The sequence below is a fragment of the Microbulbifer sp. GL-2 genome, from assembly GCF_007183175.1.
Lineage (GTDB): Bacteria > Pseudomonadota > Gammaproteobacteria > Pseudomonadales > Cellvibrionaceae > Microbulbifer.
Window position 1 is genome coordinate 171,267 of the sequence record NZ_AP019807.1, and the last position, 24,418, is coordinate 195,684.

15 protein-coding genes are annotated in these 24,418 nt (G+C 54.0%); 7 read left to right on the forward strand and 8 right to left on the reverse strand.

Annotation, left to right across the window (positions count from 1 at the left end):
* Window positions 1–246: 246 nt before the first annotated feature.
* Window positions 247–1,347, forward strand: a complete 1,101-nt coding sequence (locus GL2_RS00765) for an ABC transporter ATP-binding protein (RefSeq protein ID WP_143728836.1) — start codon at window positions 247–249, stop codon at window positions 1,345–1,347.
* Between the two features lie 156 nt (window positions 1,348–1,503).
* On the opposite strand, the gene GL2_RS00770 is transcribed toward GL2_RS00765, so the two are convergent.
* Window positions 1,504–4,233 (reverse strand): family 20 glycosylhydrolase, encoded by a 2,730-nt coding sequence (locus GL2_RS00770; protein ID WP_143728837.1) that lies wholly within the window; start codon window positions 4,231–4,233, stop codon window positions 1,504–1,506.
* 628 nt (window positions 4,234–4,861) lie between these two features.
* On the opposite strand from GL2_RS00770, the gene GL2_RS00775 reads away from it, so the two are divergent.
* Complete coding sequence (locus tag GL2_RS00775) at window positions 4,862–8,224, forward strand: glycosyl hydrolase family 18 protein (RefSeq protein WP_232053723.1); 3,363 nt, start codon at window positions 4,862–4,864, stop codon at window positions 8,222–8,224.
* Between the two features lie 223 nt (window positions 8,225–8,447).
* Window positions 8,448–9,569 (forward strand): transmembrane glucosamine N-acetyltransferase NagX, encoded by a 1,122-nt coding sequence (nagX, locus tag GL2_RS00780; RefSeq protein ID WP_143728839.1) that lies wholly within the window; start codon window positions 8,448–8,450, stop codon window positions 9,567–9,569.
* 163 nt (window positions 9,570–9,732) lie between these two features.
* Here the strand turns inward: nagX and GL2_RS00785 are convergent, their stop codons facing one another.
* A complete protein-coding gene (locus GL2_RS00785) occupies window positions 9,733–12,354 on the reverse strand; it encodes a TonB-dependent receptor (protein ID WP_143728840.1) in 2,622 nt (873 codons plus the stop codon).
* Window positions 12,355–12,774: 420 nt separating this feature from the next.
* Between GL2_RS00785 and GL2_RS00790 the strand changes: the two genes are divergently transcribed.
* Window positions 12,775–13,824, forward strand: a complete 1,050-nt coding sequence (locus tag GL2_RS00790) for a LacI family DNA-binding transcriptional regulator (RefSeq protein ID WP_143728841.1) — start codon at window positions 12,775–12,777, stop codon at window positions 13,822–13,824.
* Window positions 13,825–13,942: 118 nt separating this feature from the next.
* On the opposite strand, the gene GL2_RS00795 is transcribed toward GL2_RS00790, so the two are convergent.
* From GL2_RS00795 to GL2_RS00820, 6 genes are all read right to left on the reverse strand, one after another.
* Complete coding sequence (locus GL2_RS00795; RefSeq protein ID WP_143728842.1) at window positions 13,943–15,277, reverse strand: sugar MFS transporter; 1,335 nt, start codon at window positions 15,275–15,277, stop codon at window positions 13,943–13,945.
* 51 nt (window positions 15,278–15,328) lie between these two features.
* Complete coding sequence (gene nagA, locus GL2_RS00800; RefSeq protein ID WP_143728843.1) at window positions 15,329–16,459, reverse strand: N-acetylglucosamine-6-phosphate deacetylase; 1,131 nt, start codon at window positions 16,457–16,459, stop codon at window positions 15,329–15,331.
* Window positions 16,460–16,488: 29 nt separating this feature from the next.
* The gene (nagB-II, locus tag GL2_RS00805) at window positions 16,489–17,487 is read right to left on the reverse strand and encodes a glucosamine-6-phosphate deaminase NagB-II (RefSeq protein ID WP_143728844.1); all 999 of its coding nucleotides are present in this window, start codon (window positions 17,485–17,487) and stop codon (window positions 16,489–16,491) included.
* 58 nt (window positions 17,488–17,545) lie between these two features.
* Window positions 17,546–18,490 carry an N-acetylglucosamine kinase gene (gene nagK / locus GL2_RS00810; protein ID WP_143728845.1) on the reverse strand — a complete coding sequence of 315 codons (945 nt, stop codon included), beginning with the start codon at window positions 18,488–18,490 and terminating at the stop codon, window positions 17,546–17,548.
* 422 nt (window positions 18,491–18,912) lie between these two features.
* Entirely contained in the window at window positions 18,913–20,607 is a 1,695-nt protein-coding gene (locus GL2_RS00815) for an iron ABC transporter permease (protein ID WP_143728846.1), read from the reverse strand.
* Window positions 20,608–20,747: 140 nt separating this feature from the next.
* Window positions 20,748–21,707, reverse strand: coding sequence for an extracellular solute-binding protein (locus tag GL2_RS00820; RefSeq protein ID WP_197736497.1), 960 nt, complete (start codon window positions 21,705–21,707; stop codon window positions 20,748–20,750).
* A gap of 141 nt (window positions 21,708–21,848) precedes the next feature.
* Here GL2_RS00820 and GL2_RS00825 point away from each other — a divergent pair, with 141 nt between their 5' ends.
* The 3 genes from GL2_RS00825 (at window position 21,849) to GL2_RS00835 (ending at window position 24,252) form a co-directional block, all read left to right on the forward strand.
* Window positions 21,849–22,280, forward strand: coding sequence for a hypothetical protein (locus tag GL2_RS00825; RefSeq protein ID WP_143728847.1), 432 nt, complete (start codon window positions 21,849–21,851; stop codon window positions 22,278–22,280).
* A 47-nt stretch (window positions 22,281–22,327) separates the two neighbouring features.
* Entirely contained in the window at window positions 22,328–22,591 is a 264-nt protein-coding gene (locus GL2_RS00830) for a PepSY domain-containing protein (RefSeq protein WP_143728848.1), read from the forward strand.
* Window positions 22,592–22,806: 215 nt separating this feature from the next.
* Window positions 22,807–24,252 (forward strand): coniferyl aldehyde dehydrogenase, encoded by a 1,446-nt coding sequence (locus GL2_RS00835; RefSeq protein ID WP_143728849.1) that lies wholly within the window; start codon window positions 22,807–22,809, stop codon window positions 24,250–24,252.
* The last annotated feature ends 166 nt before the right edge of the window (window positions 24,253–24,418 follow it).

Below are 24,418 nucleotides of genomic sequence, written 5' to 3' on the forward strand. Positions count from 1 at the left end.
CTGAATTGGACCGGCTTATTTTACAATTAGATATCGATACTATTCAGCTGATCACTGTGATTCTGGAATAGACGAATCTCAATATCTACGAGAATGGATACATTAACAAACGGGGTTTATGGTGGGTGTTTTAACAGCCCATCTGCTTAAAAAACACCCAACCTCTGGTCCTACAAACGAGCCTCCGCTGCACTGCTAAAAGTATGCTTCACTCTGGGCTGATTACCGGTTAGTTTAGTGATAACTATGATCAGCAACTGCACCCAAAAGCTGCCCAAAGTGTTTAAAAGCCAAACTACCGGAAAACCCGTGCATCCCATACTCTCTATTGAAAACCTACAGTGCCGCTACGGCGAGCAGGTGGTTATTGAATCAGTTTCCTTTGCTTTACAGGCAGGGGAGATTGCCTGTTTGTTGGGCCCCAGCGGTTGCGGCAAAACCACGCTGTTGCACGCCATCGCCGGTTTTCAGCCGGTTACAGAGGGGAGTATTCAATTATCTGGGGGGGTGATTTCCTCCCCTGAGATACAGGTTCCAGCAGAGCGGCGGAAAATTGGGGTGGTATTTCAGGACTATGCCCTCTTCCCACACCTTACTGTTGAGCAGAATATTGCCTTCGGCATCCAGTCGATGCCAAAAAGCGAGCGGCAATCCCGCACCCAATCGCTACTACAGCTAGTCCGGCTCGAAGGCTTCGGGCAACAATATCCGCACCAATTATCCGGCGGCCAGCAGCAGCGTGTCGCTCTGGCTCGAGCGCTGGCACCACGCCCCAAGCTGTTGCTTCTGGATGAGCCCTTCTCCAACCTGGATACCGAGTTGCGCCGCAGTCTCGCCAGTGAAGTACGTCACATCCTCAAGCAAACGGGGACTTCGGCCCTGCTGGTAACACACGACCGTAACGAAGCGTTTGTCGCCGCAGACAAGCTGGGCGTCATGGGAGAGGGGCAATTGTTACAATGGGATACACCGGAGCAAGTGTATCAGGCACCCGCCAATGTCGACGTCGCCCGTCTGACCGGCAGCGGCAATCTGTTAACCGGAGTGGTCACTGGCAGCCGGCTGGTACAAACCCCGATGGGCTTGATGAATACAACGGAGAACACTCTTCAACCTGGTACCCGGGTGAAGGTTTTTGTTCGCAGTGGAGACATCGAGATAGGGGAGCACGAGTACGCCGTGCCGGTCTCGATTGCAGAGCGCGACTTTCTTGGCGAACAGTGTCTCTATCAGTTAACCCTGACCGACGGCCAAACCGTAGAAGCCAGCCTCCCCGCCCAGCCCGAACTCCACAGTGGTGCATCGGTTCCAGCCCGTGTGGCCCGCGCACTGGTTTTCCCCGCCTGATCACCAATCATCATCATGCTGCAATCCCTCGGGTCAGGTCTCGGGGTTGAACTCCTGCTAAGAATGGTGGCGATAAAGCGTTCCGGGGGAACAGTATCGAGTGAAAGGAGAGGTGCGGAAGGAAGGGCCCCGCACCGGAGCCCAAGAGTTGGAAGATTACAATGCCTCTTCCACACCACTGAAAGATACAGCGCGACTGACGCGGCGGCCATCGGCGCTACGCGCTCGAATGGCATCTACTTTCTCTGCTGGTGTCTCGGATGTGATGGGGAGCCAGGATTCACCATCATAGTATTCGGTGACCAGCCCTGGGAGGGCCTGGGCAACTTTTAGGTGCCCTGCGTCATTCAACGCTCCTGGCACCGGAATGCGATACCCTATCCCGGTAAGATCCAGCTTGAATAGCTCTTTGTGCCCCAGCGCGGCTGCAAACCCTCTCCAGTCCGCCTCCAAAGCGGCAACATCAACGAGACCACTCTCAGCAGAAAACTCCTGCCCCGGGACCGCATCCAACTCCCAGGATGCCTGGTGCCACGCCCGCTCGGCCAGGGCCAGCAGCCGCGGGAATATCATATATTCCACCTGCGCATCGGTGCGCACCACTTCGCTCCACAGATTCCCCTGTATACCTCGTACGCTGTTGGCAAAGCTTTCATCTGCCGCTTTCGCCGACCAGGCATTGCCATCGCGATCAGTAGATACTTCTGCCAGTTGGGCCGTCACCAGGGGGGTGTAACTGAAAGTCTTCCTTGTGTCGGTATGGCGTGACGCCCAATAGTAACCAAGCTCCTTCGGATCGACCTCGTAAGGCATATCGAAGTACAGAAAGTCGGAGTGAGACTGCACCACGTCAAATCCTACGGCGGCGAAATGCGAGCTTTCATCACCACCACCCCAGAACAGCGGGGCCCAGGAGTTGACATAGCTGTTTTCTGTCGCAAGTTCCTCGCCGGCATCTTTTACAGCTTTAACACCGTCATTCCATGCGCCGAGCGTGGAAATCCCCGCATCATGGACCAGAGAGGCAACACGGCGCGCGTAGTAGCTACCCAGCTCCGAGATGTCCGCAAGCGCGCCACTGGCAACCAGCTTCTGGCACTGAGGGGAGCCCGACCACGGCTGCTTGCGAGCACCAGCGTCAACGTCTCCTTTGGCGGGGTCCTGCCCTGGCGCATCTTCAAAGCTGTCACCGGCGAAAATATTGACGGCCTCATCCCCACCGAAATGCCAGCTTTGCAGCGGATAGCCTGCGCGCGCGTGCATCGCCTGCACCTCAGACATCACTTTGCCCACAAACTGGTAGGTGGAGTCGATGCAGGGGTTAACGTAGCTGTCGTCGTAGAACTGGACCGACAGGAAACGGCTATTGTCTTCTGCATCAATCAGTCGGTAGCGCGCAGCCGCTTCCGGATCTGATTCCACCAGACGACGATAACGCGCCTCCATCGAAACAACCGCAGCACGGGCATGGGCGGGCATATCAAACTCGGGGATCACCTCGATATGACGCTCACCGGCATAGCGAACAATCTCGATGTAGTCCTCGACACTGAAATGGCCGCTGCCATTGTTATCCGTATTAGGGCCAGAGCCTAACTGGGGTAAAAGACACTGGTTCTCTTCCAGGTCGAAACAACGGCGAGAGCCAATCTCGGTGAGTTCAGGTAGACCGGGCACTTCCAGGCGCCAGCCTTCATCTTCAGACAGGTGGACGTGGAAACGGTTGAGTTTATAAGCCGCCATCTGGTCGAGCAGCTTGAGCACCAGCGGTTTGCTATGGAAGTTACGGCCTACATCGAGAAAGAGCCCGCGATGGGGGAAACGCGGTGCATCCTCAACCCGGGCTGTCATCAGCGTGCCGGCGCGTACATTGATCAGGCCAAGTAATGACTGAAGTCCATAGAAGGCGCCCGACTGGTCCGCAGCGGTCACCAAAGCGCCTGTCTCACCCACCTCAAGCCGGTAAGATTCTGCAGTATTCGCAGACAACTTTGTATCGATCACCACTGATACGGGATAGGCTCCGGCGCCTTCACCAACGAGGCCAAAGGCATCCAGACGCTGTTTTATAACGTTGAGGGTCGCCGTCGATAACGCCCCCCCATCCACAGAAAGACCCGCACTGATATCAACGGCAATACCACGACTTTCGAGCTTCAGGGGCTTGGGGATAATACGGGACTGCCACTGATCACCTTCCTGAACACCACGCCGGGAAAACTCCTCAAACCGACTGGTTGCGGTCGCCAGGACATTGGCATCCGTGGATGCCCGCTTCCAATTCTCGGGGTGGTTTTTCTCAATCGGCAGTACCAGTTCGGCAATGCTATTGGAGTCGGTGGATTGGATAACCTGTGCCTGTCCGTTCGCATCGACGGTAAACAGGCGCGGCATAAAGTCAGATTCGAACTGGAACCAGTACTCGGCGAGAAAATCGAGCTGCAGCGTCTCCCCTTGTGCCACCCCAGGGAAATGGGCCAGCGGTACCAAACGGTGCAGATCTCCCTTGACATGCTCCAGGCGCAAATCGTCACGATTTATCAGCGCCAGAGTGCGGCGCACACTGTGGAAGTAGAGACTCCATTCCGAAGCACCCGGTGCCAAAGCGGCCTCGCCGGCGTTGGTCAGCGATATCCGGTAGGTCGAGCAAATTGCCCCGCTGCCACCTTCGCGCTTGCAACGCTCTGCAAGTTCGTCACCAGCCGCCTGGTAGTTGGTGAGCACTTCCAACTGCACCGAGAAATCTTCGGCAATCTGCCGGGCCGAACCCCGTTCCGGATTGTCGTGCCCACCGCAACCGGTCAGGGCGATCGTCAATCCCAAGGCCAGGGAAAAGACTGAAATTCTTAGCTTGGTCTTATTTAGGGAGAGGATAGCGCAAAGCATGGGAGTCCTTTTTTATTTGTTATGGCACCAGTGATTGCAGGATCCACAATAACGAAAAAGACAACGCTGTCAACCAGTGAACTTGCCTCACGTACAAGCGGTACTCGGCCGGGTAGATCTCAGGCACCCGTTAATATTGCCGAAGCAGACGCTTCAGCGATTGCTACCACCAGAAGGGCTGGGTTTCTCAATAGATTGATTGGCTTCATGTAGGCTTCCATTTAACTTTGTTATTCGTGCGCCTCCCTTACAGCTGGCGAGCTGGTCGATGAACCCTAATGATCACCACCGGTAAAGCCCCTGCTTGATGTAGAAAAGCAACCTACCAGTACCACTCGTTTTCTCCCCTTGATTCAGGTTGATCACACCGTATTTCCCCGGGGACAAGACGCAATGTCTTGCCTCAGTCATATTCTCGTAATGTTCTGATTTGATGGTGATACGGGTCTCATATCAACTCCAGTGGCGGAACTTTCATTTTAATTCTCTTTACCCCGTAGTAATTCATCCTTTTCTGCATTGCGATTCCCCATAAGCGATGATATTTTGACAGCGGTGTCATTTTGGCAATCGCGTCACCTAACTGCCGATGGCCAACAACAAAAATAATTTGCTCAAGGTGAACCCAATGAAACACTTTCTCGCGCTCGGCAGCCTTGCCGTGGCGATCTTTGCCTCAGGCCAGGCGCATGCCGTGGACTGTACAGGCCTCCCGGACTGGGATGCCGCAACCGCCTACAACGGTGGTGCAGAAGTCCAGTACAACAGCAACGCTTATCGGGCCAACTGGTGGACACAGAACCAGAACCCGGAGCAGTTCTCCGGCCAGTATCAGGAATGGACGCTAAAGGGCGCCTGTGAGGGTGCTGTTGACCAGCCCCCAGCCGGTTCCATCACCGCCCCCACCAGCGGTATGACATTTAGCGAAAATGACAGCGTTATCATTACCGTGGGCGCGAACGACGATAGCCAGGTCGTCAGCGTGGAATTTTTCGTCGATGGTACCTCTATCAGTACAGATACCAGCGCGCCCTGGCAGACCAGCTGGACCGCCGTTGCCGGCAACCCGGTGTTGCGCGCACGCATAGTGGACGACGCGGGACAGGACGCGTTTACTACGGACGTCACCATCACCGTTAGCGCGAGCGGTCCACAAGCCCCGGTCGTCTCGCTCGACAACCCGATAGACGGTACGCAATTGGATACCGGTGCGACTGTATCCCTCACCGCCAGCGCCAGTGACGCAGATGGCAGCATCACTTCGGTAGAGTTTTTCGTCGACGGTAACAGCCTTGGAAGTGACACCAGTGCACCCTACGCGATCGAGTGGACAGCGACCGAAGGCAGCCATGTCCTGTACGCAACGGCCACTGACAACGATGGCCAGAGCACCCAATCGGCCTCAGCCAGTATTAACGTCACCACACCCGATAATCCTCCAACGGTCTCACTGGATAATCCCGTCGACGGTAGCGTGTTTGATAAAGGCACCAGTGTCAGCATCACTGCAACAGCCAGCGATACAGAAGGTGCGATTTCCAAAGTGGAGTTCTTTGTCGCCGGACAGAAAGTGGGCGAAGATTCCAGTGCGCCGTTTAGTATCGATTGGGTCGCCACTCCCGGCAGCGCCTCCGTTTTCGCGAGAGCATTCGATACCGCTAACCAGTCCACTGACTCCGCGCAGGTTTCAATCACCGTAAACGGTGAACCCGTAGCGGGAGACTTCCCCTGTCGTCCCGATGGCTTGTTTACCAGCCCCGGGACAGCACCGGACTACTGCGATATCTATACCGAGGAAGGCCGGGAGATCATGGGGGCCGATCATCCGCGCCGGATCATTGGTTACTTCACCAGTTGGAGAAACGGTGCCAATGGACAGCCCTCCTACCTGGTGAACGATATCCCTTGGGACAAGATCACCCACATTAATTACGCTTTCGCCCATATCAATGACAGCAACGAAGTATCCGTTGGCAATACTGCCGATCCCGCCAACCCTGCCACCGGCATGACTTGGCCTGGCGTCAGTGGCGCAGAGATGGATACGGACTTCAGCTATCAGGGCCATTTCAACCTGCTGAATAAATTTAAAAAGCAGCATCCTGAAGTGCGCACCCTCGTTTCCGTCGGTGGCTGGGCAGAAACCGGTGGTTACTTCAACGAATCTGGTGATCGTGTTGCCAATGGTGGTTTCTATACCATGACCACCAATGGCGATGGCAGCATCAACCATGCCGGCATTGAAACGTTCGCCAACTCCGCCGTGGACTTTATCCGCCAGTATGGCTTTGACGGCGTCGATATCGATTACGAATATCCCACCTCAATGAACGATGCCGGCAACCCGCTGGACTTTGGCATCGCCAATCCGCTACGCGGTTCTCTCATGAAATCTTATGAGGAGCTGATGCGTGTATTGCGTGAAAAGTTGGACATCGCGGGTGAGCAAGATGGCACCCACTACATGCTGACCATCGCCTCGCCGTCTTCCGGATACCTGCTGCGCGGCATGGAAACCATGCAGATCACCCAGTATCTGGACTACGTCAACATCATGACCTACGACCTGCACGGCGCGTGGAATGAATACGTGGGCCATAACTCCGCACTGTTCGACAACGGTGAAGATCCGGAACTGGCCGCAGCGAGTGTTTACTCCACTTCCCAGTATGGTGGTATTGGCTACCTGAATATCGACTGGGCAGTGAAGTACTTCCGCGGATCCATGTCCCCGGGCCGCATTAATATCGGTATTCCCTACTACACCCGAGGCTGGCAGGGCGTTAGCGGTGGCAACAACGGCCTGGGCGGCTCTGCCGCACTGCCAAACCAGTCCGACTGTCCGACCGGTACCGGCGGCTCTGCCAAGTGCGGTTATGGCGCCATTGGCATCGACAACATGTGGCACGACCTGGACGAAAACGGCGTGGAAATGGGCGCGGGCTCCAACCCCATGTGGCATGCCAAAAATCTGGAAAATGGCATTCTCGGTTCCTATGTCACGGACTACGGGCTCGATCCAGCAGGCGACCCGGACGATGCGTTTGTCGGCACTTACGTACGTAACTACGATGCTGTGTCTGAAGCGCCGTGGCTCTGGAACAGCACTAAGAATGTGTATATCTCCACGGAAGACGAAGAGTCGATGGACGCGAAGGTACAGTACGTTATCGACCAGGGTGTTGGTGGCATCATGTTCTGGGAACTCGCCGGTGACTACGACTGGGATGCCGCCAAGGGTGAGTACTATATGGGCTCCACCCTGACGACCCTCGCCTACGACAAATTTGCCAGTGCGGTGCCCTATCGCGAGCAGCGCAGTGATCGCGTAACTCCGTCCGAAGCGATCGATGTGGGCATTGAAATTTCCGGATTTAAACTCGGCGACCAGAACTACCCGCTGAACCCCAAGCTGTACATCACCAATAACACCGGTGGTGTGTTGCCCGGCGGTACTGTATTTGAGTTCGATATGCCGACGTCGACATCCAACATCATTACCGATCAGAGCGGTGCCGGTCTTGAGGTCATCGAGGATGGCGCCAATTCCGGTGGCGGCAATGTCGGTGGACTTGAGAACGAATTCCACCGCGTGCGCTTCGCCCTGCCGGGTTGGCAGGATCTTGCCGATGGCGAGACCTGGGATATGACCTTGAATTACTACCTGCCCGTTTCAGGCCCCCAGGCCTACACAGCCACCGTGAACGGTACAACGTACGCACTGGCATTCGAGCATCCGGAACTGCCTCTGGCGACGCCTGCGGGTAGTGGCGACGGCGGCACTGGCGGAGGCAGCGGAGGGACCAGCTGCGCCGACGCCGGTATCGATACCAGCGGACTGGTGACCTATCCACAGTGGCCCTCCGGCGATCACGCCAGCGGCGGTCAACAAGTCATTCATGACGACAGCGTATACCGAGCCAAGTGGTGGACAAATTCGGTTCCAGGAAGCCCCGATGGCAGCTGGGAATTTGTCTGCAACGTGAACTGAGTTTTAGCGGGGGCAGGAAGCCCTCCGCTGTTACAACAGGATGTTGCCAATTTCTCTCTGAAGACGTTACAGGTTATTACTCCTGTACTTGCCCCGGTCTCCGGGGCCTTTTTATTTTTGACCAAGGAATTTTTCTCATGCTCGTAAGCGCAACTTCCCGAACTGCACGCGTAACAATGACTGCCTCGCACTCATGAATCCTGGTACGGAATCAAGCGGTAGCATGCAACAACAGACCAACTACTCTCCCACTAGCCACAGGCGCCTGGCATCCGTCGATGCCTTGCGTGGCTTTGATATGTTCTGGATTATTGGGGGCGAATCCCTGTTCGCCCCGCTGCTGTCCCTGACCGGGCTCGGTGCTTTTGCATGGGGACAGGCGCAGATGCAGCACAGTACATGGCATGGATTTACCCTGTATGACCTGATCTTCCCACTGTTTATCTTTCTTTCCGGAGTTACCCTCGGTCTGGCCAATAAAACCTTGCGGGGCCAGCCGCCACAACAACGCCAGAGCGCATACAAAAAAGCGATCAAAAGACTGCTGATTCTTGTGGGTCTCGGGGTGCTTTATAACCACGGCTGGGGCGCAAGTGTTCCCCCCGACCTGTCCGAAATACGCTATGCCAGTGTTCTCGCCCGCATTGGCTTTGCCTGGTTCTTTGCCGCACTGATTGTCTGGCACTGTCGCCCCATCGCCCAATACCTGATTTTTGCGGGTATCCTGTTTGGCTACTGGCTCCTGCAACTCGGGCTGGGGGATTTCAGTATCTCGGGATCAATTAACGCTGCAGTAGACCAATGCTGCCTGCCGGGCATCACTTATCAAGGCAAGCCGTACGACCCTGAAGGGCTACTGTCTACCTTGCCCGCCGTCGCCAATGCTCTCGCTGGCGTTTTTGCCGGCCGCTGGCTGCATCTGCACGGAGACCGGCCAGGTAAACTGCTCAAGGGATTGTTCCTCGCGGGTATCACCCTATTCGCACTCGGCTGGACCTGGAACCTGATTTACCCGGTGAACAAAGACTTATGGACGGGATCTTTCACCCTCGTCACCATTGGTTGCAGCCTGCTGTTCCTCGGTTGCTTCTATCTGATTGCGGATATATGGAAGTGGCGCTTGTTTACCACTCTGTTTGCTGTGATCGGTTGCAATGCCATTCTGGTATATATGGCCAGCAGCCTGATGAACTGGACCTACACGAGCAAAAGCCTGTTTGGCGGCATTGCCTCTGTATTTTCTTCTGCAGATGCCGGGAACCTGGTGATTGTTATCGGTGTGCTGGCGGTACAGTGGATTATTCTCCACTGGCTCTACCGACGAAAACTGTTTATCAGCCCCTAAGGAGCCTCCATCAGGCCTTGCTCCACTCCCTGCTTGCGACACTATCAAAGTACGGGTCATTCGGGATAAAAATACTGCTATTCATATTCATCAACACCCATAATTACAATAATGCAGCGACAAAAAAGCCGGGCAATGCCCGGCTTTTTCCGTTCAACTTCGATTAGAAGTTGTATCGTGCTCCCACAACGAAACGACGTCCATTTTCATACAGGGACATGAGACGATCCTCATATTCGCTGTACTCCACGACCTGCTCATTGGTGAGGTTCACTGCTTCCAGAGTGATCTGTGCGTTGTCAGTGACGTTGTACGAGAAGCTTGCATCCAGCTGACCAAACGCGTCATTGGACAGTGGGTTACCGTTCCAATGGAAGCCCTTGCTCCACTCAGAGCGATAGTTGTACATCATCCGCGCACCGAAGGTATCGTTTTCGTAGTAACCCATCAGGTTAGCCATGGTATCGGAGATACCAACAACACTATCGGAACCAGTATCGGTGTAGGTGTAGTTCGCCTGAACACCAAAGCCGTTGTCGAAGTCGTGCAGCACAGCCAGCTCGACACCAGCGACCAGGCCACCATCGCCATTCACCGGACGACTAAAGTCAACGTCAACCCAGGTATCAGTCTGTTCATCGTAACGCGCTTCGGTAAAGGTCTCCTGAGCCAGGTAGCTGTGGTTCTTTTTAATAAAGGTCGTTGCGGAGAACGCAGACACATCACCGTAGTACCACTCGTAGGAAACGTCTAACTGGTCCGCCAGGAACGGCTCCAGCTGAGGGTTACCGGCCTGACCCTGCGGGTCCGGTGCATTCAGAGCACCAAAGGTCTCGAACGGAGAAATCTGGTTCCAATTCTGACGAGCCATAACACGGGCAACCGCAGTACGAATCACCATATCGTCATTCAGATCATAAGCAATGTTAAAGCTCGGCAGGATTTCGCTGTAGTCGTTATCTTCCGCGACCCAGGCCAGGTAAGACGGGTTCAACCAATCGCGATCAACCGTTTGGAAGCCCCAGGAATCGCTGCTGAACTCGTAGCCTGAAGAGGCTTGCTCTGTAGACACATAGCGCAGACCAAAGTTACCGCGGTAGTTGTCGCCCTCGAAATTCGCCTGAACGTATACCGCAAAAATATCTTCCTCTACTGCCCAGTTATTTGCCAGTTCGAGAGAGCGCGCGTAATCGGCACTGACACCATTCAAGCCAACAAACGCAATTTGTTCCATCACGTCACGCATTTGCGCCAGTGCGGTGGTGGAGTTACCACCGGCGGGTGTATCAAAGCTCACAACGCCGCCAGAGTTCAAACCACAAGAAGATAAAGTCGGGCAATTTGCGAAGATATAATCAAGGTATGAGCCAGCGAGATCCTCATTGCCAGTCATAGTCTCAGGACCATGCCAGCTGTATACGATACGCTGCTGGGTACGCTCGGCGCTGCGAACCTTGACACCCGTCTCGATAGAAGTAAATGCACCCGCCGCGATCGGCAGCTCGAGATCTACCTGGAAGTAAGTTTCTTCATCAGTGGTCGGGCGCTCACCGCCCCAGATCCAGCCAGCGGCATAGGCATCTGCATCACTAGGCGCTGGATTGGAGTCAAGAGATGGAGCGTTCAGGTCAAACTCATAGTCGCCACCGGACCAACCATACTCCCAAGAGGTCTCGCGATAGGTACCGCCCTTGGCAGAAGTATTACCGGCAACAACATCCAAGCTGAATACATCAGTTTCATATTCGGCAGTCAGGGTATAGGACTGAGATTCAGAGGAAGATACGCGGTTGATCCAGTTCACAACACCACGGCCGTCACCAGAAACCTGGGAGGCCACGACACTGTTGCCACTCAGCTGACCATTAGTTGCATGATCGACCGCATTGTCTCCTGCGAATACCAGCCAGTTGGCATTCATGTTATCCGCGTCCATGCTGGTGTCCAGCACGTCCAGAGTCAGCTGCAGCTCGTCGGTCGGACGCAGCTGAGCAGACAGGAATACAGTTTCGCGCTCGCGCTCCTGGAAGAAAGTCGGGGTACCCATGGTACCGGGAACCATTACGCCAGGAGTGGCTTCGTCGGTCCAGGACAGCACTTCAAAACCGGAACGCTGGACAGTGCGGTCTTGCTTGGCCGCAGATACCAACACACCAAAGGTTTCGCTATCGTTCTTCCAGGAGTACTGGCCAGAAATACTCGGGTCATACTCTTCCGAAGTTTCGGAGTAGATGCTCTCTACTGCAATCGCAGCCTGACCCGCGTCGAGGTCAAGGGGGCGGTGAGTACGTACGTTAACGGTACCACCCAAGGAACCTTCGTCCTGAGAAGCCTGCGGACTCTTGGTTACCTCGAGGGAGGAGATCAAAGTGGATGGCAGCAGGGTAAAGTTGAAGCTGCGAGACGGATTATCCAGAATGAACCAGTCAGCAGTACCGACGGATTGACCGTTCAGGGTTGTACGGTTGTAATCTGGGCCCGCACCACGAATAGAAACACGTTCCCCTTCACCGAACTCGCGGCTTACCGCCACACCCGTGATACGGGATAGAGATTCAGCGATGTTCTTGTCCGGGAACTTACCGACGTCTTCCGCAGAAATTGCGTCGACAATTGCACCAGCATTTCGCTTTGTGCTCAAGGCATCCTGGAGAGAGCCACGAATACCGGTTACAGAGACTTCCTCAAGAGCTTCATCCGACTGGGCAATAGCCAGCGGAGCCATCAAGCCACCACTAAGTACAGCCGCACTGATAGACAGAGCGAGTTGATTGCGCTTTAGCATCGATTTCCCCTTCCTTGCTTATTATTGATATGAAGGTTGTGAGTAATTTTTTTTGTTTCACCTCGTACCGCAGGATGATAGCGCTGTCATTTAGGGTTATGATAGCGCTGTCATTCTAAATTATCGAAGATACACAGGATTACCCGGAATTGCTACCGTCTTTGGAGTAAAAAAACCTTCGGTCCGAGCGATTGATGTAACGACATTCCGCGCTTCGTAGATACCAAAACCATTTAATTGAAAGCAGTTAGCTCAAGGACGGAAAATCCGGGTAGCAGTTTCGCAAGCTTCATCCACATCAAACCCAGCACCTGCTTACGCTACTCACGGCGAATTTCCGGTCATTTCTGCTAGGATGGCGGACAGACCAGCGGTGCAACGACAAGCGCCGATGAAACAGTTCAAGGACCAGACGACCCCATGAAAGCCACCATTAACGACGTCGCCGCGCATGCGGGGGTATCCATAAAAACCGTATCCAGGGTCATCAATAACGAGCCCTCAGTGCGCCCCGCAACCAAAAAGAAGGTCGAGGATGCGGTCGAGGCCCTGAATTACCAGCCCAACCTGGCCGCCCGCAATTTGGCCAGCTCCCGGACATATACCATCGCGTTTATTTACGACAACCCGAACGCCTATTATGTGATCGACATGCAAAACGGTATCCTCAATGCCTGTAAGGCCCAGGGCTATGAGCTGCTGATCCATCCCAGTAACTCCAAGTCGGCATCGGTCCACGATGAACTGAAAAATCTGGTCGAACACTCAAAGGTGGCCGGAATCGTTTTGACTCCACCTTTTTCAGAAACACCGGCGGTGATCGAGACACTCCAGGATCTCGACGTAGACTACGTACGCATCGTTTCCAAAACCGCGGATGTAAAGGACCAGGACAACTGTATTCAGGTAGACGACTCCGCCGCCGCGTTTGATATCACCCGCCACCTCATCGGGCTCGGCCACAAGCGCATCGGCTTCCTCTGCGGTGGAGAAGAACACATTTCCACCCACAGTCGTCTTGACGGGTATCGACAGGCCATGAAGGAAGCTGGCCTCCCAGTGGACGAATCCCTGATTCTCAAAGGAGAGTACTCGTTTGATTCCGGCGTTCAGGGTGCCAAAACATTGCTTGGTACTGACAACCCACCCAGTGCCATCTTCGCCAGCAACGATGAAATGGCGGCCGGCGCACTCTTTGCCGCTCGATTAATGAATGTCGACATCCCGTCCCAGCTCTCCATCGTAGGATTCGAAGATAGCCCTTTCTCCAGGCAGACCTGGCCGAAACTGACAACGGCGCACCAGCCCAACAACGAAATCGCCAAGTGTGCTGCCGCACTCGTGCTGAGCAAAGCGCGCGGTAAAACATCCGGCGAGAACGCCAGCGCCAGCAAGGAAGCGGGGGTTCAACGAGAATTCACCCCCGAGCTCGTCGTACGTGATTCGAGCGGAAGCGCACCGGGTAGCTGATCCTTCCAACATTTACCTCCTCCCCCAAAAAAAGCCCTCCTTAAAGGAGGGCAGGTTCACGAGAGCCAAGGAGATACAACGACGAGAATCAATGTGACTGATGCACCATGCAGCGGAATTATTTCCAGCTGCGTATCTTGTGCCCTTTCAGGGCATAGAAAAGGATGAACAGGTAGCACGGTAGCGCTACCCAGTAGCCCGTGCGCACTTCACCGGCAATTTCAGACAGAGGACCGAAACCAAAGGTTGGGATAATGGCCCCACCGGCGATACCCATAATCAACAGCGCAGACCCCTGCGCGGTCAGGCGCCCAAGACCTTCCAGGGCGAGAGGCCAGACGGCAGGCCACACCAGTGCGTGCGACAGCCCCATCAGGGCAACGAAAGTGATGGTGTCAGGAACTACTGGAGCGATACCACTCCACCCCCACAGGATATCGGCCAGTAAAGTACTTTCCTGAGAACCTAACAGCACACCGACCACACACAGGCTGCCAGCCACCGCCGACCCGAACAGGGCTTGCTGCTGGTTGATAAAGCGTGGAATCCCTACAACACCAATGGTGTAACCGATCACCATAAACACCATGGTGTAGGATGTGAGGGCGGCGTAATTGGACAAACCAAGACCTTCGCCATAGAGGCCGATGGTGTCACCCGCAATAACCTCGACACCAACGTAGGCGAACAGCGCCAGAGAGCCGAGTACAACCTGGGGGTAACGCAGAATATCGAGGAAGCTTCCCTCAGATTGGCCAGCTTCGGCAGCGTCATCTTCGTCGATTTCCGGCAGACCGGAAAACTTCACCAGTCCAACCAACGCGAACAGGACAATCGCCATGTAGATGTAAGGCATGATCAGGCGGCTGGAAACTTCCGCCAGCTGGGTTTCCCGTTCAGCCGCAGACAGTTCGGCCAGTGATTCACTATTGAAATCAGTTAGGCCAGACAGAACAAGCGCTGTAAAGGCCAAAGGTGCGAGCACACCCGCGCTTTTACTGATAATGCCCATGATGGCGATACGCATGGCCGCGCTCTCAGCAGGCCCCACCTTCACCACGTAGGGGTTTGAAGCCGTTTGCAGAATGGTCAGGCCAGCCCCCAGGCCAAACAGAGCCACCAGGAAAACCAGGTAGCTACCGGTTTGCACAGCCGGAATAAAAATCAGCGCAGCGACTGCCATGATTGCGAGGCCAATGGCCATGCCATCGCGGTAGCCCGTTTTACGCAGAATAAACGACATGGGCAACGCCATGACGGTGTAGGCAATATAAAACGCAAAGGTAACGAACAGCGCCTGGAATTCTGTGAGATCACAGAGCACTTTCAGGAACGGCATCAGCGAGCCATTCAGCCAGGTCACAAAACCAAAAATGAAAAACAGCATGCCGATAATTGCCATAGGCAACAGGCTGCTGCGCGTCTCTCTTTGAACACTAACGGCGGATTCCATAAGAAGTACCTTTTATATTTATTGTTGTTTGAACGTATTACGAAAAAAACTTCAAATGCTGTGAACCTCCCTGCCCGAAATCCAGGTCCTGCGTACTTGCAATTCGCTATCCAGTAAAATCATGTCTGCCGGCGCACCCACTGCCAGTCGGCCACCTTCCACGTTGAGGAACGTCGCCGGATAAAGGGAGGCCATTCTCAGCGCTTCCTCTAATGGCACATCACACCAGTCTCGAATATTTCGTACGGCACCGATCATATCGAGGTGAGAGCCTGCCAGCTCTCCGGTAGTCGAAGTCAGCTTGTCTCCCTCGCGGGTCACCACGCGCTCAAACAAAGGGAAACTGCTCTCTTCACTACCGACGAGCGACATGGCGTCTGTCACCAGCATCAATTTCCCCCGGGGCTTGGCCTTCAGAGCCAGGCGAATTGCATCCGCACAGACATGATGGCCATCAACAATCAGACCGCACCACGCATCATCACGGATCAACGCCGTTCCGACCACACCCGGTTCCCGAGACTGGAACGGCGACATCGCGTTATACAGATGGGTAAATCCGCTCGCCCCCGCTTCCAATGCTGCAGTGGTTGTCGCCCCATCGGCATTTGAGTGCCCAAGACATATATGCACCCCCAGCGACACCAGTTTGCGGATATCCTCCGGCGCAACATTTTCAGGCGCCAGCGTCACGACTTTTACACCCAGGTCGTCACGTGCATAAATATCCAGCTCTGCCTGGCTGAGGCCTCGAATAAAACGCGCCTCATGGGTACCCTTTTTCGGGGTACTGAGATGCGGCCCCTCAAAGTGCACACCGATAATGCCGGGTATTTTTTTACGCAAGGCTGTACTAATTGCATCCGCCGCGCGCTGCATGATTTCAACCTCATCAGTGATGAGTGTCGGCAACATACCCGTGGTACCAAAGCCGGCATGCGCACCGGCCATCTTCTGCAACGATGCCACCGTCGGCTCATTATTAAACAATGCACCCCCACCACCATTGACCTGAACATCAATCAGGCCCGGCGCCAGGGTACCGGGCAAGCGCTCCGCGCCAGAAGCCGGCACGTCACCACCTATCGCAGCGACTCTGCCATCGGCATTGATTGAGACCGGGATATCATTGAGAACCCGCTCACCATCGAACAAACGCTCTGCCAGCAACACCTGAACCATGCGCAACCCCCCTGCTCTAGCGGTCGAACTCAGACCGTCCGGGTGACTTTTTTCAGACCTGCCGGCTCGTCCGGGTTAATCCCACGGCTAACAGCAACATGCGCTACATCAATATAGAAACGCTGTAACAGAAGTAGCGGAGCAACCCGTGGGTGTATGCCTTTTGAAGGCACATGCAGATTAATCAGGGTGCCACCGCGACGGATAATATCTGCGATTTGTTCGCTATGGGTCTGATAGGATTCATCTTCAATCGGCACATTGATCACGGTCAGCTGCTGCTCAACCAGGGTTACCGGCCCATGTAAGAACTCCGCACTGGAAAAAGACTCTGCATGGATATTGCAGACTTCCTTTAGCTTCAGCGCCAGCTCGCAGGTAATGCCATAACCCGGTCCACGACCCAACACAACCAGATTTTTCACCGCAGCGAGATCTTCCGGGCGCAGTTGGGTCTCCGCGGAAACCACATCACGCAGCGCCTGCGGCAGTTCATCAACAGCCTTCAGCATCTCTTCGTCTTGCTTCCAGTTGGCTACCAACTGCAGCACCGCGGACAACGTCGCCAGATAGCTTTTGGTCGCTGCGACCGCTTTTTCCGGCCCGGCTTTCAACGGCACCATCAAATCGACAATATCTTTGATCGGGGCCGATTCGTCATTCACAAAAGCGACGGTATAGGCGCCGGCCTCTTTGGCCATCTTCGCCTGAGCCAGGATGTCAGGACTACGGCCCGACTGGGAAATAACGATGACTAAGGAATCTTCCAGTTTGAGCGTGCGCCCATAGACACTGGATACCGAGGGCGCCGCAGCGAAAGTCGGCGTACCTGTCTCGATTTCAATTAGATATTTGGTAAACACGCCTGCATGATCAGAGGATCCACGCCCCACGATCATGACAAACCGCGGCGGCTTGTTGCGCAGGCGTTCACCCAGCTGGGCCATTACCGCAGCATTACTCTGCAGCTGTTCTGCAATACAATCCGGGGCTTCACGGGCCTCGGTTTCCATAATCGTCATCGCCATGATCTGTCTCCCTTAACGACCTCAGCGGGAAAATTCAATTCCGTACCAATCTTTTTAATCATCCGAATACTGCTTTTCCATCAGCTTCGATAGCACCGGCACTGCCACTCGCCGCCTCGGCAACACACTGGCGAGCAAAATAAACACAGCCAAACTCTGGCGGATCCAGGGCTTCCGCCGCACGCTCCACAACATGCGGAGCCATCCACTGCTTCAGACGCGGTGCAACACCGCCGATCAGGGAAAGCCGTGGAGCATTCATTTCCAATAATTTGTCCGCAAGGTCACTGATATAACTTGCACCATCACGCACGATCGCCAGCGCAACCGGATCGCCAGCTTCCGCATACTCCACCACCGGCACCGCAAGGCGCGCATAATGACTGGAGGACTTTCCACCAATGCGTTCAAACACTTGCTGGGCATCGGCACTTTCCAGCGATGACAGCAATTCATCTTTCAAGCGGGAGTCTTCGGCGAGACCATCCAGGGCCAGAAACAGGTACTTGACCGCTTCCATCCCCATCCAGGCACCACTGCCCTTATCGCCATGGGGAAACCCATGGCCGCCCAAAAGACGAGCCTCACCATTGACCCAGGCGTAACCGCAAGAGCCGGTACCGGCAATAATGACCGCCCCATCACCACCACGATGCGCACCAAGGCAGGCCGAGTGCTGATCAGTGGTGAGGAACATCTGTTTGAAGGGGTGCGCCCAGGCATCCATTTCATTGTAGAGGCTAGGCATATTGACGCCCGCAAGACCAACACCGGCGACGAGTTCACCGAGCGCTTGGGGCGGAAGGCCTGCATCAGAAAGCGCAAGCGTGGCGGAACGCACAATCGAATCTATTGTTTGCGCATAACCGTGGAGTGGATTCGCGGGGCCTGATACCCCTGTGCCCAACACCCGATTATCACTGTCGAGGATTGAAGCACGGCACTTGCTGCCGCCTCCATCAATACCAATATAAAGAATTTCCCTATCTCCCAACGCAGCCATCAGAAACGGCCTCTAAGAATTTGTATTGTTATGTACTACATCCGGGCTTCCCAGTCCCCCGGAAATAACGCCAGAATTGCAATATACGCTCCCGCGCTAACTATGTAGTCATACTACAAGATCAATGACAGCGTTGTCATCAATTTTTTAAAATTTCCTGCCTGCATACCCGCCGTTGCCCTGTTTCGTATGACGGGTTCCAACACCGTCGGTGTTGAGCTGGCTCCGCTGCTGCTCAAAGGCTACCTGAGCAACTGGGTGCCGACAACCTTCAGCAACGGAGCACCGGGGAGCGTCACTGGATCAACGCCAACCTGCAGGGACGCGATGTTGAAATCCCCATCATCGTGCTTGGTTCCAACCCCTGGGCTTTTTTTGTAAATAATCCGGTCTGATTTTTTTAAGGCCCATATGCGGGCCTTTCAAACTGTCGGTGCCTCAGATTCAAGCAGCTCAGCAGCACCCTCTCGCCGCCAGCCAATAGCCCGGCTTAACAAAACAACAGGAATCAAACCCACCAGCACAATCATCAGGGCTCCCAGCGCTGAGCGCTCGAGCATTTCATCAGCAGCGAACTGGTAAACGTAAGTGGCAAGCGTATCGAAGCCAAAGGGACGCAGCAGTAATGTTGCCGGTAGCTCCTTCATACAATCCACAAATACAACCAGCCCACCGGTCAGCAGGCCAGCGCGTATCAATGGAAAATGCACTGCCCAAAGGGTTTGCCAACTGTTCCGCCCCAATGCCCGGGAAGCGCGATCCATTGAAGGGGTTACTTTCTCTAGACTGGTTTCAATTGCTCCAGTGGAAACCGCCAGAAAGCGCACGGTGTAAGCAAAAATAATGGCGAAGATACTGCCACTCAGCAGGAGCCCCATGGAAAAGCCGAAATGCTCTCTCAGCAGTGCATCCACAGCATTATCGAAAGCGGCCAGAGGGATCAAAACACCGATAGCCATTACCGCTCCCGGCAGTGCATATCCCAATTTGGAAAAGCCCACCAAAATTCGAAGCGCCCTGCCCGGTTGCAGTCGTTTGCCATAGGCCAGCAAAAGGCCTAGAAAAACGGACAGTAGCCCTGCGCAGGCTGACAACAACAGACTATTACCAGCAATCTCAATAAAATCGTCAGTCCAGTAGCTGGAAAAATTTCCGAGGGCATAGCCAGCCAGGACAAAAAGCGGCACTACAAAACCACCAATCAGCAAAAGCCAGCAAAATAATGCGGCCCCCAAACTGCGCAAACCGCCCAACCTATAGCGGTCGCGATTGGAAGACGGTGACTGCACAAAGTGTTTTTGCCGTGCGCGGCCAATGCGCTCCAGTGCAATTAATAAAACCACAAATAACATGGTGCTACTGGCAATCTGCGCCGCACCACCCAGGTTGCCGTGGCTTAACCAGGTATCGTAAACACCTACGCTTAAGGTACGCACCGCAAAAAAGTCCACTGTGCCGAAATCATTCAGGGTTTCCATCAAAACCAGAGAAAGACCCACCGCAATAGCCGGCCGCGCCATGGGCAGGGATACCCTCAGGAAGCTCTGCCAGGGAGAACACCCAAGGGTGCGACTGGCAGCGCGGATACTGCCACACTGTTCAAGAAACGCCGCACGCGCGAGCATATAGACGTACGGATAGAGCACCAGCGACAACATAGTGATGGCGCCCCCCATACTGCGTATTTCCGGGAACCAGTAATCCCTCGCGGTCTGCCATCCAAACCACTCACGCAGGGCCTTTTGTATTGGCCCGGCATATTCCAGCAGATCGGTATATACATAGGCAATCACATAGGCGGGCACCGCAAAAGGCAACAGTAGCGCCCACTCAAAAAAGCGACGCCCTGGAAACTGGCACATGGATACCAGCCAGGCACTGCCCACTCCAGCTAACAGTGTCAGTACAGCCACCCCAAGGGCAAGAATCAAAGTAGCGGAGACATAGTGCAGGAGCACGGTTTCCCACAGGTGGGGCCAGATATTTTCTTCCGGGAACAGAGCCAGCCAGAAAATGGATAGCACGGGTAGAGCTACCAATATGGCAATAATGGCAACAAGGAGAAACCAGCGAGAGCCGGACGAGTAAGCGCGGGAAATCAGTGCAGTAAAGGTCATCTATAAAAAAATCGCGGCCCTCACCTTTCGGCGGGACCGCGATTTACAAGTCAGTAAAAAGGTCACACTTTAGAAGTCAAAGCCCACTTCGTCTACCAGGCGCGATGCTGCGGGTACATTTGAACCGATTTCGGTCAGGCTCAGGTTGTCCTCTTTAAACTCCCCATGTACTCCTTGATCAGCTTGGAGCGTGGGGTGCCGGGGCGTACCGGGAACTCATAGTTCTTCTCAGCGTATACGTACTGGGCATCGACACCACTGAGGAATTCCAGCAGCTTGATGGCATTATCCCGGTTGGGGGCATGCTTGGTCAGCGCCGCACCGGAAATAAACATATGGGTACCGCGATCCTTCTGGTTAGGGAAGATCAGATTTACTGATTTGGCCCAATCCACCTGTTCCGGCTGCTCCTTATTGGTAATCATTTTGCCGAAGTAGTAGCTGTTACCCAGGGAAAGGTCACAGACACCTTCGCTGATCGCTTTTACCTGAGCGCGGTCATTGCCCTGGGGCTTACGCGCTAGATTCGCTTTCACGCCTTGCAGCCACTGCTTGGTTTCCGCCTCACCATGGTGGGCGATCATTGAAGCGATCAAGGACAATGTATAGGGATGCTTGCCGCTGCGAGTACAGATTCGGCCCTTCCACTTGGGGTCTACCAGTTCTTCGTAGCGAGTAATTTCACCCGGCTTAACGCGGTCTTTGGAGGCGTAAATTAAACGCGCCCGGGTAGTCAAGCCAAACCAGTTGCCGGCCTTATCACGGAATTGTGACGGGATATTGTCTTCCAGGGCTTCACTATTTACCGGTTGGGTCAACTGCTTGTTAAGCAGGTCCATCAGACTGCTGGTGTTGGAGGTGAGCACCAAGTCGGCGGGGCTATTGCGCCCTTCGCGCTGTAACCGCTCATTGAGCCCTTTGCTGGCATACACCACCTTGGTCTCAATACCAGTCTTCTCGGTAAACTCCTCCAGTATCGGCTCAATCAGGAAAGGCTGGCGATAGGAGTAAATATTCACTTGCTCCGCAGCATTGGCCCCAATGGCGCCAACCAGGCCAACAGTTGCAATCGCTTTTTGAAAAAAAGATCTGGTAAACATGGGAGTCATATCACCCTCAGCTTGATTTGAGAAGCATTCTCATTTGAGTGAAGGGTAATGTCAACCTGGAAGTTCTGTACTCAGCAAAGTCGCAAGATCCCTCCTATGCTTAGGAGCAAGTCGGTCACCTGCAGAGATCCCATGTACCGTTTTATCCCCCTGTTCGCCATAGTTCTTATTCTTAACGGCTGCGGCCCCCAGGCAGATAAGCGAAATGCTTCCGAACAGGAAGCTTCACCAGCCGCAGACCAGTCAGCCAGTGAGGCCATGAAGCAACCGATCGCGCCTCCGACGGAACCCCCTCCCCCTGAAGGCTCCACCCCGCCAGGGGCCAGTGCTTCGGTTTGCACACCTGAGTGGTTCGCCTGGGTCCAGCAACAAATTATTGGCAAACAAAATGGCGATATGGCAAAGCTGTATCCATCCGGCTTACCCGCCGTTGGCAGCGATGAATGGTTTGCAGCGGTGACTATGCTGACAGGCGGTAACCTGAGCGGCGTTATACCCGGCAGCACCGAGTGGTGTGATGCGATCCAAAAACGCCTCACCCAGACCGAAAGCCAAACCCAGTAGGGGACTGGATAGTAAAGATAAGGGTTTTACAGCGAGGTAGTATCACCATGAAGCCCATCAACAAGCTGATACTGGCCACTATCGCGGCGACAGCAATTCACCCAGCCATCGCCGATGAAAAACCGCCCCCGGGCGCCATGGCCCTTTCCACCGTGCTGACCAAGCTGGAGCAACAGGGTTTTACTCCTATTGTTGAGGTTGACCTGGACAAAGGCCGTTGGAAAGTCGAAGCCTACAAAGGCGACCAGAAACACGAACTGGAAGTGGACCCCAACTCCGCCGAGATCCTGTCTGACAAACCAGATAGCTAATTATCGGTAGTTGACGCCCTTACTTAGGCCTAGTTGCCTCGATGAGATTGCCCCAAATAATTCTTGGGGCAATCCTTTGCCGGGCAATATCCATGTGATACTGGTTGGAACGCACGTAACAGCGATCATTTTGTCAAGTCGCTGACGCGATTGGTCAATCTCCCAGGCAATTATTCGGTTAATCTGATCGAAGATAAACGCCACAGGATAATAAAATGACCATCCAGACCCTTACCCGGCAGGATGCAGATAAGGCACTACTCCAGAATCAGCTGGATAGCCAGCGCCGAGCCTATCACGCCAATCCGGTACCCAGTTACCAGCAACGAGTCCAGGACCTGAAAACCCTGGCAAGAATGCTTCGGGAACAACAGGAGGCCATTGTAGAGGCCATCTGTTCAGATTACGGAAGCCGTTCCCGGGAAGAAACAATTCTCCTGGAAATCTACCCAGCGCTCACAGGCATCAAAGATGCGATCAAGAATCTCAAGAGGTGGATGAAACCCCGGCGGCGCCATGTTGACCTCAAAGCGTATCCTTTATCAAAAAATACCGTAGTCCCCCAACCACTGGGGGTGATCGGAGTGATAGTGCCCTGGAACTTTCCAATTAACCTGAGCATCTCCCCGCTGACTAATGTTTTCGCCGCAGGCAATCACGCGATGGTCAAGATGTCCACTAACTCATGCCGGTTGGCTGAGTTATTGAAGGAGATCAGCCCTAAATATTTTCCTAAGGAAAAGCTCACTTTTATCCCCGACTACGGCGAAATAGGTCCGCTCTTTTCCAGTCTCAAGTTAGATCACCTGATCTTCACCGGCTCCAGTAACACAGGTCGCGCGGTGATGCGCTCAGCTGCGGAAAATCTTACTCCGGTCACTTTAGAACTGGGTGGCAAGTCTCCGGCTATTATTGCTCCAGATTTTCCTATCGAAAAAGCGGCAGAGCGGCTGATCCACTGGAAAATGGTGAACGCAGGGCAAATCTGTGTAAATGTGGATTACCTTTTCCTGCCAGAAAATCAGCTGGATAATTTTATCGAGCATGCAACCCGGTTGGTCAAGAAGCGATTTCCTAACTGGCAAAGCCCTGACTACACCTCCATTATCGATAAAGCTGCTCACCAACGTCTGTGGCAGACCCTGGATGATGCTGTCGACAAAGGAGCTAAGGTATACGATCTGAGTGGAGGACAGCTCAAACGAGACGATAGCTTACGCAAGTTCCCACCGCATATTCTGGTAAACGTCAACAGCGATATGCTGGCAATGCAGCGCGAAATCTTTGGGCCTCTACTACCAATTATGACCTACTCAAGACCTGAGGAAGTCATCGACTATATCAATGCCCACCCGCGGCCACTGGCAATATATCCTTATACCAACGATAAAAGCCTGCAAAATCGCTATATAGAACAGGTTATGTCTGGTGGTGTATCAATTAACAACTGTGTATTACATGTTGGTCAGCACGATATTCCATTTGGTGGCGTTGGTGAGAGCGGAATGGGACACTACCACGGTCATGAAGGGTTCCTCACCTTTTCCAAGCTGCGCCCGATCTACCAACAGGGACCAATTGACCTATTAAAACTGATGCGGCCTCCCTACGGGAATTTCACAAACAAAATCTTGAACCTAATGCTAAAGATGACTCGTTAACAGTCCTACATACTGGAAAATCTGGCTGAAAGATGTATTTCTAATCATACCCCGGCAAAATACATTGCCGGGGTATTTTTATAATTTCTTCTCAAAAATTCATCATAAATCACTGGCGTTGTGATCATCCTCTGTCCACACTAAGAATATGGCTTTTTTGAAGTGT